Source organism: bacterium (assembly GCA_035380285.1).
In the GTDB taxonomy this organism is placed as follows: domain Bacteria; phylum Auribacterota; class Erginobacteria; order Erginobacterales; family DAOSXE01; genus DAOSXE01.
Map to the genome: position 1 here is coordinate 1 of DAOSXE010000001.1, position 13,584 is coordinate 13,584.

General features: G+C 63.1%; 13 protein-coding genes. 12 read left to right on the forward strand and 1 reads right to left on the reverse strand.

The features are described from left to right. The coding region (locus PLZ73_00005; protein ID HOO76256.1) for an amino acid transporter at positions 1–168 on the reverse strand (168 nt) is incomplete at its 3' end. 186 nt (positions 169–354) lie between these two features. On the opposite strand from PLZ73_00005, the gene gnd reads away from it, so the two are divergent. The 12 genes from gnd to lptD all read left to right on the forward strand — a co-directional run bounded on the left by gnd (position 355) and on the right by lptD (position 13,500). Then, positions 355–1,257 carry a decarboxylating 6-phosphogluconate dehydrogenase gene (gene gnd, locus PLZ73_00010; GenBank protein ID HOO76257.1) on the forward strand — a complete coding sequence of 301 codons (903 nt, stop codon included), beginning with the start codon at positions 355–357 and terminating at the stop codon, positions 1,255–1,257. 12 nt (positions 1,258–1,269) lie between these two features. Further along, positions 1,270–2,028, forward strand: a complete 759-nt coding sequence (pgl, locus tag PLZ73_00015; GenBank protein ID HOO76258.1) for a 6-phosphogluconolactonase — start codon at positions 1,270–1,272, stop codon at positions 2,026–2,028. 82 nt (positions 2,029–2,110) lie between these two features. Next, a complete protein-coding gene (gene radA / locus PLZ73_00020; GenBank protein HOO76259.1) occupies positions 2,111–3,478 on the forward strand; it encodes a DNA repair protein RadA in 1,368 nt (455 codons plus the stop codon). Next, entirely contained in the window at positions 3,471–4,169 is a 699-nt protein-coding gene (ispD, locus tag PLZ73_00025) for a 2-C-methyl-D-erythritol 4-phosphate cytidylyltransferase (protein HOO76260.1), read from the forward strand. Before radA ends, ispD begins: the two co-directional genes overlap by 8 nt. Beyond that, positions 4,166–4,648, forward strand: a complete 483-nt coding sequence (ispF, locus tag PLZ73_00030; protein ID HOO76261.1) for a 2-C-methyl-D-erythritol 2,4-cyclodiphosphate synthase — start codon at positions 4,166–4,168, stop codon at positions 4,646–4,648. The genes ispD and ispF overlap by 4 nt, the downstream gene beginning before the upstream one ends. Positions 4,649–4,667: 19 nt before the next feature. Continuing rightward, entirely contained in the window at positions 4,668–6,095 is a 1,428-nt protein-coding gene (cysS, locus tag PLZ73_00035) for a cysteine--tRNA ligase (protein ID HOO76262.1), read from the forward strand. A 55-nt stretch (positions 6,096–6,150) separates the two neighbouring features. After that, a complete protein-coding gene (tmk, locus tag PLZ73_00040) occupies positions 6,151–6,810 on the forward strand; it encodes a dTMP kinase (GenBank protein ID HOO76263.1) in 660 nt (219 codons plus the stop codon). A gap of 8 nt (positions 6,811–6,818) precedes the next feature. Then, the gene (gene holB / locus PLZ73_00045) at positions 6,819–7,943 is read left to right on the forward strand and encodes a DNA polymerase III subunit delta' (protein ID HOO76264.1); all 1,125 of its coding nucleotides are present in this window, start codon (positions 6,819–6,821) and stop codon (positions 7,941–7,943) included. Beyond that, positions 7,940–8,737, forward strand: coding sequence for a stage 0 sporulation family protein (locus tag PLZ73_00050; GenBank protein ID HOO76265.1), 798 nt, complete (start codon positions 7,940–7,942; stop codon positions 8,735–8,737). Before holB ends, PLZ73_00050 begins: the two co-directional genes overlap by 4 nt. A 4-nt stretch (positions 8,738–8,741) precedes the next feature. Continuing rightward, a complete protein-coding gene (gene metG / locus PLZ73_00055; protein ID HOO76266.1) occupies positions 8,742–10,319 on the forward strand; it encodes a methionine--tRNA ligase in 1,578 nt (525 codons plus the stop codon). Beyond that, a complete protein-coding gene (locus PLZ73_00060; protein ID HOO76267.1) occupies positions 10,316–11,272 on the forward strand; it encodes a GDP-mannose 4,6-dehydratase in 957 nt (318 codons plus the stop codon). Before metG ends, PLZ73_00060 begins: the two co-directional genes overlap by 4 nt. Beyond that, positions 11,269–13,500 carry an LPS assembly protein LptD gene (lptD, locus tag PLZ73_00065; GenBank protein ID HOO76268.1) on the forward strand — a complete coding sequence of 744 codons (2,232 nt, stop codon included), beginning with the start codon at positions 11,269–11,271 and terminating at the stop codon, positions 13,498–13,500. The genes PLZ73_00060 and lptD overlap by 4 nt, the downstream gene beginning before the upstream one ends. Positions 13,501–13,584 lie beyond the last annotated feature (84 nt).

The following is a 13,584-nucleotide window of genomic DNA, read 5'->3' on the forward strand; positions in this document are numbered from 1 at the left end:
GGAGGTTACCGCCGCCACCCCCCCGGCCAGGGCGAAAGCGACCGGGGTCCCCCCCCCGGCCAGGACCACGGCCAGCCCCAACACCGCGAAGATCCCCCCTCCCACCATCCCCCCCACTCCGATGGCGGAGACCGCCCAGAATCCGATTTTCCCGCCCCTTGGCTCCATAGTTCCGTCTCCCCGCTTTCGGCTTTACCTGTTTATCGTAACGTTCCGACGCGCCCTTGGCAAGAAGCTCTCCGAACCGCAAGTTGGTTCGTGAAGGAAAGGAGCGAAACGGCTATACTCATAAAAAGGGTTTGCCTCCGCGCCGGAGGGAAACCGGATACGACATTGTTTACGCGGAGAACGCCCATGAAATTAGGTTTTGTCGGATTGGGGAAGATGGGGGGAAAGATGATCGAGCGTCTCCTTCGCGGCGGTCACGAAGTGGTGGCCTTCGACCGGGACCCCGCCGCGGCGGCAGCCGCCGGGCGCCTGGGGGCGCTCGTCGCCGATTCGCCGCGGGAGCTGGTGGAATCTCTCCGGCCTCCCCGTGCGGTCTGGGTCATGGTCCCCGCGGGGGAGACCACCCGGGCGGTGATCGAGGAACTCGCCGGGCCGTTGGAAGACGGAGACGTCCTGATCGACGGGGGTAATTCCAACTACGGCGATACGATCGCCGCCGCGGACTGGTTGGCGGACCGGGGCATAACGATGCTGGACGCCGGCACCAGCGGGGGAATCTGGGGGCTGACCGAAGGCTATTGCCTGATGGTGGGCGGCCCGGAGGAAGCATTTCTCCGGCTGGAGCCGGTCTTGCGTACGCTCGCTCCCCCCGACGGGTACGCTCTGGTCGGCCCCAACGGCGCCGGGCATTTCGTGAAGATGGTGCACAACGGGATCGAGTACGCGCTGCTTCAGGCCTACGGCGAGGGTTTCGAAATCATGCGGGAGAAGAAGGAGTTCGAAATCGATCTTCCGGCCGTCGCCCGGCTCTGGAACCGGGGGAGCGTGATCCGTTCCTGGCTTCTGGAACTGGCCGCCGCCGCCCTCGGCCGGAATCCGGACCTTTCGGGGATCAAGGGCTACGTCGAGGATTCGGGGGAGGGAAGATGGACGGTGGCCGAGGCCATCCGCCTCAACGTCTCCGCGCCCGTCATAACTCTCTCGCTCCTGCAACGGATGGCTTCGCGCCGGCCGGACCCCTTCGCGGCCAAGCTGATTGCGGCCCTGCGCAACGAGTTCGGCGGCCATGCCGTCAAGAGCGAGGAGTGATCCGGGAGCCGGATGATGACGAGGGCAGTGGAGATCCTGGTGGCGCCGGCGCAGAACCTGTACGGCCGGGCCCTGGCGGTGTGGAATGAGGCCGCGTCCTCGGCGCTGGAGGAGAAGGGTGAATTCACGGCGGCTCTATCCGGGGGGAAGACCCCCGAGGGGCTGTACCGGCGCCTGGCCGAAGGCACCCGCCGCGACCGGTGGGCGAAGATCCGCCTGTTTCAGGTGGACGAACGACACGTGCCCCGGAGCGATCCGGCCAGTAATTTCGCCATGATCGAGCGCATCCTGATCGAGGCGGTCCCCATTCCTCCAGACCGGGTCCATCCGGTTCCCATCCTCGCCACCCCCTCCGCTTCGGCCCGGGAATACGACCGGGTCCTGCGGCGGGTTCCGCCTTCGGGCGCCTCCGGCATGCCGCGGCTCGATCTGATCTTTCTCGGCATCGGTGCCGACGGGCACACCGCTTCGCTCTTCCCCGGTTCCCCGGCGCTTTCCGTGGCCGACCGCGCCGCGGTCGAAGTAGTTCCCGCCCCCGCGGGTCCGGACCGCGTTACGCTTACCCTCCCGGTACTCAACAACGCCGGCCTCGTCGTCTTTCTGGCGACGGGGCCGGATAAAGCCGAAGCGGTGGGGCGCCTCTTCCGGGGGGCCGCCCCCCCCGATCCCGCCGCCCTGGTTTCGCCAAACCGCACCCGGGTAGTGTACCTCCTCGACACCGCCGCCGCCGCGGCCATCCCGGGAAAAGCTCCCGATGCGCCGCACGCCTGACTCCCGGCCGATGCCGGTATAATTGTTGGTTGCGGCTTCGTCTCCCTCAGGTACACTTTGAGCCTGGAGAACACGGCATCGAATGAAAGCCAAGACGGCATATTTCTGCCAGGAATGCGGCACCAAATCCTTGAAATGGATGGGGAAGTGCCCGGGATGCGGTTCCTGGAACACGATGGTGGAGGAAACGCTGGAGGGAGAGGGCGCCACGGCGTCTGCGGGGCCGCCCCGCTGGGAGCGCCGGAAACCGGTACCCGTCACCGAGATCGAATCTTCCCGCGAATCCCGCCTGGAGACGGGTATCGGCGAGATCGACCGCCTTCTCGGCGGCGGCCTGGTCGCCGGGTCCCTGATCCTGGTGGGGGGGGAGCCGGGCATCGGGAAGTCGACGATCCTGCTCCAGGTCGGAAACGCCCTGGCTTCCGCCGGGCACCGGGTGCTGTACGTCAGCGGGGAGGAGTCAGTAAGCCAGACCGGTCTCCGGGCCCGGCGGCTGGGGGCTTCCGCTTCCGACCTTTTCCTGGTTTCGGAGACCAACCTCGACTTCATCCTCTCGTACCTGGAGGAGTCCGCTCCCTCCCTGGTGGTCGTCGATTCCATCCAGACCATGTTCAAACCCGAGGTCGCTTCCGCCCCGGGAAGCATCGCCCAGGTCAGGGAGTGCGGTGCGAGATTGATGGTGACGGCGAAAAACAGCGGGATCCCGGTGATTCTGGTCGGGCATGTGACCAAAAGCGGAGCCATCGCCGGCCCCCGGGTCTTGGAGCACATGGTGGATACGGTGCTTTATTTCGAAGGCGATCGCCATCACGCCTACCGGATACTGCGGGCGGTCAAGAACCGTTTCGGCTCCACCGACGAGATCGGGATTTTCCAGATGGGGGAAAAGGGACTTCGGGAAGTGAAAAATCCCTCGGAAATATTTCTTTCGCAACGGGGCGCGGACATACCGGGATCGGTGGTCGTTCCCTGTCTGGAAGGCGAACGCCCGATTCTGGTCGAGGTACAGGCGCTGGTCACGTATTCCACCCTGGCCGTCCCGCGCCGGCGAGCCACCGGGGTCGATCTCAACCGGGTTTTGATGCTCCTGGCGGTCCTGCAGGGCCGCGCCGGACTGCGGCTTTCGGAGAAGGACGTCTTCGTCAACGTGGCCGGGGGAGTAAAGATCGGGGAACCGGCGGCGGATCTGGCGGTCGCCGCCGCCGTCGTCTCCACGGTCAAGAACCGCGTCATCGATCCGGAGACGGTGATCCTGGGAGAAGTGGGGCTGGGGGGGGAAGTCCGGGCCGTCCGTCAGGTGGAACGGCGCCTCAAGGAAGCCGCCAAGCTGGGATTCGGGAAAGCGGTAATCCCCGCCGCTTCCCGGAAGGGCCTGAAAGTTCCGCGGGGGATGCGGGCCACGGGCGTCGCCGGGGTGAGGGAAGCCATGGAGGCGCTTTTTCATGAGTGAGGAAAAAGGGATCGGAGCGGTCATCGTCGCCGGGGGTACCGGTTCCCGAATGGGGGGAGAGGAAGAAAAACTCTTCATCGATCTGGGCGGCATCCCCATTCTGGCTTTGACGCTGCGTTCTTTTCAGAAATGCCCGGAAATCGAACGGATCGTTCTGGCGGTCAGTTCCCGGGTCGCCGCGGGATTGGAGGAAAAGATTTTTTCGATCGTGGGGCGCCGCAAGATTTCGGCCGTGGTGCCGGGAGGGCCCCGTCGCCAGGATTCCGTACTCAACGGCCTCGGCGCTTTCGCGCCGCCGCCGGCGTCGGTGCTGGTCCACGACGGCGACCGCCCGTTCGTTTCCCCGGAGCTGATCGGAACGGTGAGCCGCCGCGCTCGAAAAGAGCCGGTTATTCTCGCTCTCCGCGCCCGGGATACGATCAAGCTTTCCGACGGCCGGCGGATCGAACGCACGCTCGACCGGGACCGCATCTGGCAGGCGCAGACGCCCCAGGGTTTTCCTTTCGGACCGTTTTACCGGGCCCATCTCCGGGCCCGGGCCGAAGGATGGGAAGTCACCGACGATGCCTCGATCATGGAAAAAGCGGGTTTCGAAGTCGGCATCGTCGAAGGGACTCCCGAAAACATCAAGATAACCGCTCCGTGCGATCGAGAAATCGCGCGGGCCATATTCAGGACGATGCCGTCATGAGAACGGGAATCGGATACGATATCCATCGGCTGGTCCCGGGAAGAGATCTGATGCTGGGCGGGGTGAAGGTGGAGCACCGTTTGGGGTTGGAAGGCCATTCGGACGCGGACGTGCTGGTTCACGCGATTTGCGACGCTCTTCTGGGGGCGGCCGGAGCGGGGGACATCGGGCGGCATTTCCCCGACACCGACGAACGCTATCGCGGCATATCCAGCCTGGTTCTTTTACATGAAGTCGTCCGGTTGGTCGGGGAGAAAGGCTTCGACATCGCCAACATCGACGCCACCGTCGTTCTCGAACGACCCCGCCTGGCTTCCATCATCCCCCTCATGGTGGAGACGCTGGCCCGCGCCACCGGCGTAGCCGCCGATCGGATCAACGTTAAGGCCACTACCAACGAAAAACTGGGTCCCATCGGGCGCGAGGAGGGAATCGCCGCCCTGGCCGTGGTTTCGGTGAGCGAACGGGGAACCCGATGAACGCGCAAGGACAAAAACCATGGGTCTGAAGATCTACAACACCGCCGCCCGGGCCAAGGAGGAATTTGCGCCCCTGGAACCGGGTCGCGTCAGGATGTACGTCTGCGGAGTCACCGTGTACGACTACTGCCACCTCGGCCACGGCCGCTGTTACACCGCTTTCGATCTCATCCACCGTTACTTGAAGTACCTGGGATACGACGTTCTCTATATTCAGAACATCACCGACGTCGACGACAAGCTGATCAGGAAAGCCGCCCTCGAACCCGGGGGAGGGGAGGTAAAAGCCAAGGTCGCCGCGTTGGCCGAACGCTATACCCGGGCTTTTTTCGAGGACATGGACCGCCTCAACATCCTCCGGGCGAGCGAATACCCCCGGGCGACCGAGCATATCGGGGAGATGCAGGGGATCATCGCCGCCCTTCTGGAAAAGGGGTATGCCTACCGCCGGGGAGCCAACGTCTGGTTCGAGATCGGCCGTTTCGACCGTTACGGCGAACTTTCGCGCCGGAACCTCGACGACCTGCGGGCGGGCGCCCGGGTCGAGATCGAGGAAGAAAAGAAGTCGCCGCTCGATTTCGCCCTCTGGAAAGCTTCGGGGCCGGGAGAACCCTCGTGGCCCAGCCCCTGGGGCGACGGCCGACCCGGTTGGCATATCGAATGCAGCGCCATGAGCACCCGCTATCTGGGGATGCCCTTCGATATTCACGGAGGGGGTCAGGATCTGATCTTCCCCCACCATGAGAACGAGAAAGCCCAGTCCGAGGCCGCCGCCGGCGGCGCGCTGGCGCGCTACTGGATCCATAACGGGTTCGTGACCATCAACCGGGAAAAAATGTCGAAGTCCCTGGGAAACGTCTTCAATCTCCGCGATCTTTTCGCCCGCTACGATCCCCGGGCCATCCGGTACTTTTTCCTGAGCCAGCATTACCGCAGTCCCGTCGACTTCAGCGAAGACGGTCTCAAGGAAGCGGTCGCGGCGCTCCGCCGCCTGGACGACGCTTACGGCCAGGCTGCCGCCGACCTGGAAGGCGCTTCCCCGGATCCGGAAGTATTGGCCGCTTTCGAAACGGCCATGAACGACGATTTCAATTCCGCCGCGGCCCTGGCCGAAGCCCACCGGGTGGTGAACGAATTCCACCAGGGCAACCGCGACTCCTCGCGGATGGCCGCTTTGGCGGTCATCGCCTCGACGCTCGGCATCGAATTGAAAAATCCCCACCACCGACTGGACGCCGAAGCTCCCTCCGGGCCGGTGGACGTCGAAGAACTTCTGGGCCGCGAGAGCCTGGACGAGCCCGACATCCTGGCCCTGGCGGGAGCCAGAAAGCGGTTGCGCGAAAACAGGCAGTGGGCGGAGGCGGACAGGATACGGGACCGTTTCAGGGAATTGGGAATAGAAGTCAGAGACAACCCCGACGGAACCACCGCCGTCATTTACTATTGAGCGACCGATACATCTGCTCCGGCGCGTCTCGGAGCAAGAAGGAGGAAACCTGCCGATGAAAGGGACTTTTATTACCTTCGAGGGAGGAGAGGGAAGCGGCAAAAGCACCCAGGCCCGGCTTCTGGTCGAGCACCTCAAGGGGCAAGGCTACGATACCGAAGCCACCCGAGAACCGGGGGGGACCCCGATCGGAGACGCCATCCGGGCCATTCTTCTCGATCCGCGGCTTTCGGAAATGGGGCACGTCACCGAGTTGCTGCTTCTGGCCGCCAGCCGGGCGCAGAACGTTTTCCAGCGAATTCGGCCGGCCATCGAGCGAGGAGCGATCGTCGTCTGCGACCGGTTTACCGACAGCACCCTCGCCTATCAGGGCTACGGGCGCAAGTTCGACATCGCCCTTCTCGATTCCCTCAACCGGATAGCCACCGGGGGGGTCTGGCCCGATCTCACCGTCCTCCTCGATATCGATCCGGAAATCGGCCTGCGCCGCGCCCGGGAACTGGAGAAAGCGGAAGCGGCCGCCGGGGAAGGAGATCGGTTCGAACGGGAAGCGTTCGAATTCCACCACCGTTTGCGCGAGGGCTTTCTGACCCAGGCTCGGAAGTACCCGAGCCGCTTCCGGATCATCCCCGTTAAAGACACCATCGAAGAAACCCGCCGCGACGTGATCGCGGCGGTGGACCAGTACCTGGCCGGGCGCCCCCGCGAGAACTGAGAGAATCGATGTCCTGGTGCGGGATAGAGGGGCAGGATCGAGCCGTTTCGTTTCTTCTGCGCACGGCTGAGGCTTCCCGGTTGGCCCACGCGTATCTTTTTCAAGGCCCCCCCGGGGTCGGCAAAGCGATGACCGCCGCCGCCCTGGCCCGGTATCTGGTCTGTAGCGCCGAAGGCGAGCGCCCCTGCGGGGTTTGCCGGCAATGCCGGGAAGCCCTGGAGGGGAACCACCCCGACATAGTCACCCTGGTCCCCCGCGGGAAATCCCGCCAGATCGCCATCGAGCAGATCCGGTCGCTTCTCCAGGCGGCGCGTCTGAACGCCCGCCAGGGGGACTGGAAGGTCTTCATCGTCGATGAAGCCGAAACCATGGGGATGGAGGCCGCCAACGCGTTGCTCAAGACCCTGGAAGAACCGCAGCCGGGCACGGTCCTGATCCTGGTTACCTCGCGTCCGGACCTGCTCCCCCCGACCATCGTCTCCCGATGCCAACCGGTGAACTTCAAGCCGTGGTCCCGGGACCGTCTGGCCGAGTTGGTTTCGACGCTGCTGCCGGGGGAGGATCCGGAGCATCTTTCCCGGTTGGCCGCCGGCAGCCCGGGACGGGTCGTGGCCATGGCCGAAAGCGGTTTTCTGCCGGTCCGGACCCGGGTTCTGGAGGTGGTGGAGGCGAACTGGCGCTCGAAGGGCGCGCAGGCCGAGGCCGCGGCTCGGGAAGTCCTCGATCTCCTGGCCGTTGCGGAGAAGGCCGCGGCCCGCGGTTTGGATAATCGCCGTCGCCAGGACTTGGAACCCTATCAGATGAAGGAAGAGGAGAAGAAAGATCAGGCGGCGGCCGCCGCCGCCCGGGCCGAGTTTTTGCGGATGGTTTTGGAGATCGTGCTCAGATGGTACTGGGATCTGTATCTCTTCCAGAATCTCGGTGAAGAGGGTATACTCACCAACCGTGACCGCCTGGAACCGCTGCGGGCGATGGCGCGGATGGAACCGGGGAGCCTGATCCGGGCGGCCGCGCTTCTGGAAGAAGCCGGGGAGGGGCTCTTTCGGCGAAACACCTCGCCGGAGTTGGTCTTGGCCGGTCTTTTTTCCCGCCTGGGAGCCTTGGTGTCTCCGGCGGGGGGACAGGAATCATGACGGAACAAGTCGTTTACATCAGGAAACGGGAATTCGGACGGGTACAACCCTGCGATCCGGGAGACCATTCCGTGCTCCCGGGCGAATACTGGGTGGTCGAGGGCGAACGGGGGATGGATTTCGGTCAGGTAGTCAAACGCCCCGGACATACTTCTTCCGGCAGAGAGGGGTTGAAGAAGCTGATTCGAAAGCTTTCCCCGGACGACCTGCGCCAGATCGAGCAGAACGAGGCCGACGCTCGGGAAACGTTTCGAGTCTGTCAGGAAAAGATCCAGGAAAAAGCCCTGGAGATGAAGCTGGTCCGGGTGGAGTACTCCTTCGACCGCAGCCGGTTGCTCTTCTATTTCACGGCCGACGGGCGCATCGATTTCCGCGAACTGGTCAAGGAACTGGCGGGGATTTTCAAAACCCGGATAGAACTGCGCCAGATCGGAGTTCGTGACGAAGCCCGGATGATGGGGGGGATCGGGCCCTGCGGGAGGGAGCTGTGCTGCCGCAGCTTTCTTTCCGAGTTCGAACCGATCAATATCCGCATGGCCAAAACCCAGCGGCTGCCGCTGGACCCGGACAAGATATCGGGTGTCTGCGGGCGCCTTTTCTGCTGCCTCCGGTACGAAGAGGGGTTCTACCGGTCCTGTCGGAAGGTTTTTCCCAAGGAAGGAACGGTCGTCAAGACCCGCCAGGGGGAGGGGAAAATCGTGGATTTCAACTGTATTCGGGGAACGGTCACGGTCGAGACTGACGACGGCCGCAAATTTTCCGTCCCCCGCGAGGAGCTTTCCGATACCGAATAGGGCGATGTCCGAAAATTACTACATCACCACCCCGATCTACTACGTCAACGACCGACCTCATATCGGGCACGCCTATACCACCATCGCCGCCGACGTGCTCGCCCGCTTGAAGCGGGCCGGCGGAGACTCCGTTTTTTTCCTGACCGGGACCGACGAACACGGGATCAAGATCTGCAAGTCGGCGGCGGCCCGGGGGGTCGCCCCGGAGACCTTGGCCGACGAGGTCGTGGTTCACTTTCAGGACCTCTGGAAGGAACTGGAAATCACCAACGACGATTTTATCCGGACCAGTCAGGTTCGACACGTGGGTCGCGTTCGGGAGTTGATCGCCCGTCTGGAAGCGAAAGGCGACATCTATCGTGGGGAGTACGAGGGCTGGTACGACGAAGGGCAGGAAGAGTTCGTCACCGAAAACACCGCCTCCGCCTCCGGGTATCTGAGCGAAGTCAGCGGGAAACCCCTCACCCGTTACCGTGAGGTCGGGTACTTTTTCAGACTGACGCGCTGGATACCTCCTTTGATCGAACATATCGAAGCCCACCCCGATTTCATTCAACCGGTGTCGCGCCGCAACGAGGTCCTGAGCAAGCTTCGGCAGGGGGTCGACGATCTCTGCATTTCCCGTCCGGCGGAGAAACTGATGAACTGGGGGGTGCCGATGCCCGGCGATACCACCCACAGCGTGTATGTCTGGGTCGATGCGCTCTGCAATTATCTTACCGCCTTGGGATACCCCGACCTGGGCGACGGCGAACCCGACCGCTATTCGCGGTTCTGGCCCGCGGACGTACACCTTCTGGGCAAGGACATACTCTGGTTCCACGGGGTTTATTGGCCCGGTATCCTCATGGCCCTGGGAGTGCCGCTGCCCCGGAAAATCTACGCCCATGGGTGGTGGATGTCGGAAGGGAGAAAGATGTCGAAGACCCTCGGCAACTTCGTCTCCGGCGAGACCATCCGCGAGCTTTGCCGCGAATATTCGGTCGATGTCTTCAGGTATTATCTTTTGCGCGCCGTTCCCTTCGGGCAAGACGGAAATTTTTCCCGGGAAGCGCTCTTCCACCTCTATAATGCCGAGCTTGCCAACGGGATCGGAAACCTGGTGAGCAGAACCGTGAATATGATCGGCCGTTACTGCGAAGGGCGTATTCCGACCGCGCTGCCGGGGGGGGAGGCCGAAGCCCCGGTCCTCGCCGCCGCCGCCCGGTTGGCGGCGTCCGTCCCCGCCCTGGCGGAGACGCTGGGTTTTCAGGACTACCTGGCCCGCATCGTCGATCTGGAACGGGAAACGAACCGGTATATCGAGGTTACGGAGCCCTTCAAGCTGGCCAAGGACCCGGCGGAAATGCCCAGGGTTAAAGAAATACTGAGAACCTGCGCCGAAGCCGTCCGGCTGATTCTCGTTCACCTGGAACCGGTGATGCCGGTGAAAGCCGCCGCCGGATTGGCCATGCTGGGACTGGACTCCGATTCCGAGCTCGGGCGGCGCGTCGAGTGGGGCAACCTGTCCCCCGGCACCGCCGTGAGAAAAGGAGCGGCGCTTTTCCCCCGAAAAGCGGCGCTCCCGGGAGCGGCCCCGTGAAAATCCTGCTCACCGGCGCCGCCGGATTTATCGGATCCCACCTGGCCGAGGCGCTTTTGGCCTCGGGGTTGCGGGTAGTGGGGCTGGATAATTTCAACGATTACTACGACCCGGCGCTCAAACGCAGAAATCTGACCGGAGCGCTCCAAAATCCGGCATTCACGCTGAAGGAAGGCGATATCAGGGACGGAGCTCTGCTCGAAGCGCTGTTCTCCCGGGAAAATTTCGAGGCCGTTATCCACCTGGCCGCCCGCGCCGGAGTGCGCCCCTCGCTCTCGAATCCGCTCCTGTACGAACAGGTCAACGTCGAAGGCACCATCCGCTTGTTGGAAGCCGCACGTCTCCACGGCTGTCGCAAGTTCCTGTTCGCGTCTTCTTCGTCGGTTTACGGAGAAAACCCGCGCATGCCCTGGAGCGAATCCGATCCCGACCTGCGGCCCATCTCCCAGTACGGGGCCACCAAGCTCATCGGCGAACATTTCTGCCGCGTTTTCCATCAGGCGTACGGTTTTCCGGTCACTGCGTATCGCTTCTTCACCGTTTACGGTCCCCGCCAACGCCCGGATATGGCCATACATAAATTCACCCGCCTGATCTGGGAGGGAACGCCGATCCCGTTTTACGGGGACGGCAGCTCCCTGCGCGATTACACCTACATCGACGATATCGTCGCCGGCCTTCTGGCCGGGTTGGAGGCGGATATCCCCTTCGACGTGTTCAATCTGGGCGGAGGTCATTCGATCACCCTGGCTCAGCTCGTCGAGAACCTCGGTCGCCGCCTGGATCGCCCGGTGCTGCTGGACCGACAGCCGGCGCAAACGGGCGACGTTCCCGCCACCCTGGCCGATATTTCCCGGGCCGGGCGGCTTCTGGGGTATGCTCCCGTCACTTCCCTGGAAACCGGCCTCGATCGTTTCATCGAGTATTTTCTGGCCGAGAGGGGCCGAGGATGAGGGGAGGCGCCGCTCCCGGGCTTTCGGTCGTCGTCTCCCTGGTCTGTGCGATCTTTTACGCCGGCGTTCCCCTCCCGGCCCGGGGCCAGGGAGCGGACCCCCAGGATTCGCTCATGACGCTCGACGATTATTTCGACGCCACCCCGACCCCCAGTCCGGGTCCCTCCCCCCTCCCCACGCCCGTCGTCTCCGAAAGTTCGGCTCTGAGGTGCTCGGGGGATTCGGTGCGCTATCTGAGCGACGGAAAGGTGATTGTGGCCGAGGGAAGCATCTTCCTGGCCTACAAGGACATCGAGATCACGGCCGACCGGATCACGGTCTACGTCGACCGCAAGGAAGCTTACGCCCAGGGAGGCGTCACCCTCAAGCGGGGCGACGATTTCATTCGGGCCGAAGCTCTGCGCTACGACTTCGTCCGCGAAGAGGGGATGGTCGGGGAGAGTACGGGCTACTTCAAGCCCATGTTCGGGCAGGCTCGACGGATTATCACCACCGATAACGATCAAGCCGATCTTCAGCAGGGAACAGTGACCACCGACGACTACACGCGCCCTGATTACTACATGGAAGCGTCGGAAGTCACCGTGTATTTCAACGATTATGTTTCGATCTGGAGCCCCGTGGTTTACGTGGGAGGAGTTCCGGTCTTTTGGCTGCCTTATTTCTACAGGAGCCTGAAGATGGACTGCCGGGGTTCGTTTCTTTACCCGGGGTACAAGAACACCTGGGGGATGTACGTTCTCTCCGGTTACAACTGGTGCACGGAGGGGCTGAACCTGACGGGCCATCTCGATTACCGGTATCTGCGGGGAGTCGCGCTCGGCCTCGACGGCCTTTTCGTCCCCTGGGAAAGCGGCCAGGGGGAGTGGCAGACCTACTACCTCCAGGACCTGGCCTACGAGGACCCCGACACGGGGGAGAAGGAGCACAAGGAACGGTACCTGGCGGAATTCTGGGGGCGCCAGGACCTGTTCTGGGATGTCTACGGGGACCTGTCCCTGCACTACCTCAGCGACGACGACATCCGCCGGGAGTTCTTCCGCAACGAATACCGGGCGGATTCCCAACCCAAGTCGTACCTGTTCTTCGGCAAGAACACCACCGACCTGGCCATAAGCCTGGAGATCCGGCCCCGACTCAACGACTTCTGGGAAGTAAACGAGAAGCTGCCCGAGGCGAAGTTCCAGATAAAGGAGATAGCCTTGGGCGAAAGCGATTTCTACTACCAGGGCGACAACTCCTACGTGGTTTATCGGCATATGGAAGCCGGGGAGGGGAGTCCCGCTTACGAAACCGACCGGGCCGACACCTACCACCGCCTCAGCTACACCCGCAAATTTTTCGGTTGGCTCAACCTCAACCCCTATGTCTCCCTCCGGGGAACCTACTATACGAAGGGGCCCCCCGATGAAGCCGCCTCCGCTTCCCCCGCGGCCACTCCCACCCCGGAACCGGAGGAGAGAACCGATTTCGGCCGGCTGGTCTACGGCAGCGGGATCGGGGTTTCCACGAATATTTACGGTTTGTTCGACTATACCAACGAAGCTTTGGACATCCACCGGCTGCGGCATGTGATCGAACCCTCGATCACCTACGTCTACGCCAACCCCACGGTCGAGTCCGACGATCTTTACCAGTTCGACGACCTCGACGATATCGACTGGACCAGCGCGTTTCAATTAAGCCTGCGCAATCAACTTCAGACCAAACGGTACGCGTCCGGGACCGAGGACAGCTGGACGCTGATCGACCTTATTCTCGGGACCAGCCTATACACCAGCCCGGACCGGGAGAACGCCGGCGACCTTTTCAGCGACCTCTACGCGGATCTGAAACTGACGCCGGTGGCCGGGACCGGCCTGGAAGGGGAACTCTACTACGATCCGTACCGGGGAGCGGTGAACCGCTTTACTCTCGATATATGGGGAACCGGAGGGGAGTCGTGGCGGGGGGACCTGGAGTACACGTATCGGGCGGACAAGGACCGCAACCGTTTGGGGGCGAGTCTGTATCTCCGGATCAATCCGCTCTGGCGGTTCAGCGTCTACGGCCGCTACGACCTGGAAGCCGGAGAGTGGGAGGAAGAATCGATAGAACTGTTCCGGGACCTGCACTCCTGGGACTGCAGCTTGTTGCTGCGCCGGGACGAGGGAGGGGAAGCGACCGAGATCGGGTTGCGCTTCTGGCTGAAGGCTTTCCCCGACGCCCCGCTGCATATCAGCAACTAACCGGCGCCGGCCGGAAGAAAACCTTCGATTAAGGACTGGCCAAATCGGATGTCGGCTGGTAACGTACTGCGCTTGTTTGCAAGT

Coding starts and splice junctions, on each gene's coding strand:
- ispF (HOO76261.1), top strand. CDS start 4,166: ATGAGAACGGGAATCGGATACGATATCCATCGGCTGGTCCCGGGAAGA.
- pgl (HOO76258.1), top strand. CDS start 1,270: ATGATGACGAGGGCAGTGGAGATCCTGGTGGCGCCGGCGCAGAACCTG.
- lptD (HOO76268.1), top strand. CDS start 11,269: ATGAGGGGAGGCGCCGCTCCCGGGCTTTCGGTCGTCGTCTCCCTGGTC.
- ispD (HOO76260.1), top strand. CDS start 3,471: ATGAGTGAGGAAAAAGGGATCGGAGCGGTCATCGTCGCCGGGGGTACC.
- tmk (HOO76263.1), top strand. CDS start 6,151: ATGAAAGGGACTTTTATTACCTTCGAGGGAGGAGAGGGAAGCGGCAAA.
- holB (HOO76264.1), top strand. CDS start 6,819: ATGTCCTGGTGCGGGATAGAGGGGCAGGATCGAGCCGTTTCGTTTCTT.
- radA (HOO76259.1), top strand. CDS start 2,111: ATGAAAGCCAAGACGGCATATTTCTGCCAGGAATGCGGCACCAAATCC.
- metG (HOO76266.1), top strand. CDS start 8,742: ATGTCCGAAAATTACTACATCACCACCCCGATCTACTACGTCAACGAC.
- gnd (HOO76257.1), top strand. CDS start 355: ATGAAATTAGGTTTTGTCGGATTGGGGAAGATGGGGGGAAAGATGATC.
- PLZ73_00050 (HOO76265.1), top strand. CDS start 7,940: ATGACGGAACAAGTCGTTTACATCAGGAAACGGGAATTCGGACGGGTA.
- cysS (HOO76262.1), top strand. CDS start 4,668: ATGGGTCTGAAGATCTACAACACCGCCGCCCGGGCCAAGGAGGAATTT.